The sequence below is a fragment of the Rhodococcus sp. R1101 genome, from assembly GCF_000278445.1.
GTDB classification, from domain to species: Bacteria; Actinomycetota; Actinomycetes; order Mycobacteriales; family Mycobacteriaceae; genus Rhodococcus; species Rhodococcus gordoniae.
Genome location: NZ_AJVB01000537.1, coordinates 1 through 2,455, shown reverse-complemented (window position 1 = coordinate 2,455; position 2,455 = coordinate 1). Strand labels below are relative to the sequence as shown.

At 67.7% G+C, this 2,455-nt stretch carries 3 protein-coding genes and 1 pseudogene; all 4 read right to left on the bottom strand.

The genetic code is table 11. The annotated features are described in order from the left end of the window. Nucleotides 1-112, bottom strand: a pseudogene (locus R1101_RS30390) (ferrochelatase); the annotation flags it as partial. A gap of 22 nt (nucleotides 113-134) precedes the next feature. After that, the gene (gene inhA, locus R1101_RS0121190) at nucleotides 135-941 is read right to left on the bottom strand and encodes an NADH-dependent enoyl-ACP reductase InhA (protein ID WP_016935267.1); all 807 of its coding nucleotides are present in this window, start codon (nucleotides 939-941) and stop codon (nucleotides 135-137) included. Between the two features lie 67 nt (nucleotides 942-1,008). Then, entirely contained in the window at nucleotides 1,009-1,758 is a 750-nt protein-coding gene (gene fabG1 / locus R1101_RS0121185; RefSeq protein ID WP_026003552.1) for a 3-oxoacyl-ACP reductase FabG1, read from the bottom strand. 65 nt (nucleotides 1,759-1,823) lie between these two features. After that, a partial coding sequence (locus R1101_RS0121180) for a VWA domain-containing protein (RefSeq protein WP_016935265.1) occupies nucleotides 1,824-2,455 on the bottom strand: 632 nt, incomplete at its 5' end.

Here is a 2,455-nt window from a genome sequence, read left to right as displayed (position 1 = left end):
TACCTCGCCCGCGGGTGACGTTCTCGAGAAACGGCCGCACGTCGTCGGGACCTTCCGGTCCGCCGAACGACAACAGCATCAGCGCGTCGTACGCCTCGGGGGTGTTCGTCATCGAAATGCCTTCCGTGGTGCGGTCAGCCGCCGAAGCCGACCTGGGAGTGGAACCCGCCGTCGACGTAGACGATGGAACCCGTCGTCCCGGGTAGCCAGTCGGACAGCACCGCACACACGGTCTTCGCCACAGGCGTCGGATCGTCGACGTCCCAGCCGATCGGGGACGCGGCCGACCAGCCCTCGTTGAGCCGGTTCATCTCGGCGCCCGGACCGGTCGCGTCGCCGGCGATGGCCTTCGCGGCGAGCGTCTTGATCGGGCCGGCGGCGACGAGATTGGACCGGATACCGCGCGGGCCGACCTCCTTGGCCACGTAACGGTTCACCGACTCGAGCGTCGCCTTGGAGACACCCATCCAGTTGTAGAACGGCACGGCCCGGGACGGATCGAAATCCATTCCCACGATCGAACCGCCCTCGTTCATCACGGGAAGGACGGCCTTGGCGAGCGCACCGTACGAGTAGGCCGACACCTCGAGTGCCACCGCCACGTCCGTCCACGGCGCGTCGAGGAAGGGGCTGCCCAGGCACGATCGGGGCGCGAAACCGATGGAATGGACGACACCGTCGATTCCCTCCGGTGCGAGTTCGCGGATCTTGTCGGCGAGACCGTCGAGATCCTCCTGGTTCTGCACGTCGAGGCTGATCGCCGGCGGAACCGGCTGCGGGAGACGCTGCGCGATGCGGTCGATCAACCGGAGACGTTCGAAACCGGTGATGATCACCTTCGCGCCCTGTTCCTGCGCGACCTTCGCGGTGTGGAAGGCGATGGAGGCATCGGTGATGATGCCGGTGACGAGAATGGTCTTGCCCTCGAGCAGTCCGCCCATGAGTGTGTCGGTCCTCCAGTGAGATTCGGATGTGGTCGGTGCGACCGCGGTATGGTCCGCCGGACCGTCAGTGGCCCATGCCCATGCCGCCGTCGACCGGGATCACGGCGCCGGAGACGTAGGCGGAGTCGTCGGAAGCGAGGAAGCTGACGACGGCTGCGACATCCTCGGGCCTGCCCAGGCGCTGCAGCGGGATGAACTTCTTCGCGGTCTCACGCAGGTCGTCGGACAGATCAGCGGTCATGTCCGTCTCGATGAAACCGGGGGCGACGACATTGGCCGTGATCGAGCGCGAACCGAGTTCGCGAGTGACGGAGCGGGCGAGACCGATGACGCCCGCCTTCGAGGATGCGTAGTTGATCTGACCGGCCTGGCCCGCGAGACCGACCACCGAGCCGAGGAAGATCATCCGGCCCCAGCGGCCACGCAGCATCGCGCGGTTCGCGCGCTTGGCACATCGGAAGGCGCCGGTGAGGTTCGCGTCGATGACCGAGGTGAACTGGTCCTCGGTCATGCGCATCAGCAGGGTGTCGTCGGTGATGCCGGCGTTCGCCACGAGCACCTCGACAGGACCCTGATGATCCTCGACCTGCGCGAACGCGGCATCAACCGAATCGGCGTCGGTGACGTCGCACCGCACACCGAACAGGCCGTCGGGCGCACCCGAACCGCGATGGGTGACGGCGACCTTGTGGCCGTCCGCCTGCAGCCGACGGGCGACGGCGAGGCCGATCCCGCGGTTTCCACCCGTGACGAGCACGGATCGAGGGGTGGCACCCGCACGCGTGGACGCTGCGGCACTTTCTGCGTCAGTCATGCGTTCCAACCTATCTGGTGGCCGGTCCAGGACGGAAAACGCTCCGTGAGGGGGCACAATGCGGATCAGGGCAACCGCTGGCGCAGCACCATCGCCGCGCCGAGCCCCGCGATCACCGAGAGCGCTCCGAGCATGAGCCAGGGACGGCTGGCGTCGCCGCGGGTCGTCTCGAAGCCGATCTGCTCCTCGAGCGTGTCGTAGGCATCCTCGAGTTCCTCGAGGCTCGCCGCGGTGAAGAAGCTGCCGCCCGAGAGATTGGCGATCTCCTTGAGCGACGGATCGTCGACGGGCACGGGGATCCGATCGTCCTCGATGGTGACGGTTCCCGTCTGCGTGCCGAACGAGATCGTCGAGACCGGGATGCCCTTCTCCGCGGCCTGCCGTGCCGCGGTGAACCCGCCGCGCGGATCGTCGGGACTCTCGGGCACGGTCTGCTTGCCGTCCGACAGGAGCACGATCCGCGCGGGCGGCGCCTGGTCGCTGCCGCCGAGTACCGCGGCGAGCGTGTCGATCGACTGCATCGCCGTGAAGATCGCCTCGCCGGTCGCGGTGCGTTCGCTCAGCTGCAGGTTGTCGATCGCGGACTTGGTCGCCTCCCGGTTGGTGGTCGGTGAGACCAGAACCGAGGCGGTACCCGAGAACGCGACGAGACCGAGGTTGATGCCGGGCGTCAGGTCGTCGGCGAACTGCTTGGCGG

Excerpts from the sequence above, each read along its gene's own strand:
- fabG1 (WP_026003552.1), bottom strand. The coding sequence starts at position 1,758 with ATGACTGACGCAGAAAGTGCCGCAGCGTCCACGCGTGCGGGTGCCACC.
- inhA (WP_016935267.1), bottom strand. The coding sequence starts at position 941 with ATGGGCGGACTGCTCGAGGGCAAGACCATTCTCGTCACCGGCATCATC.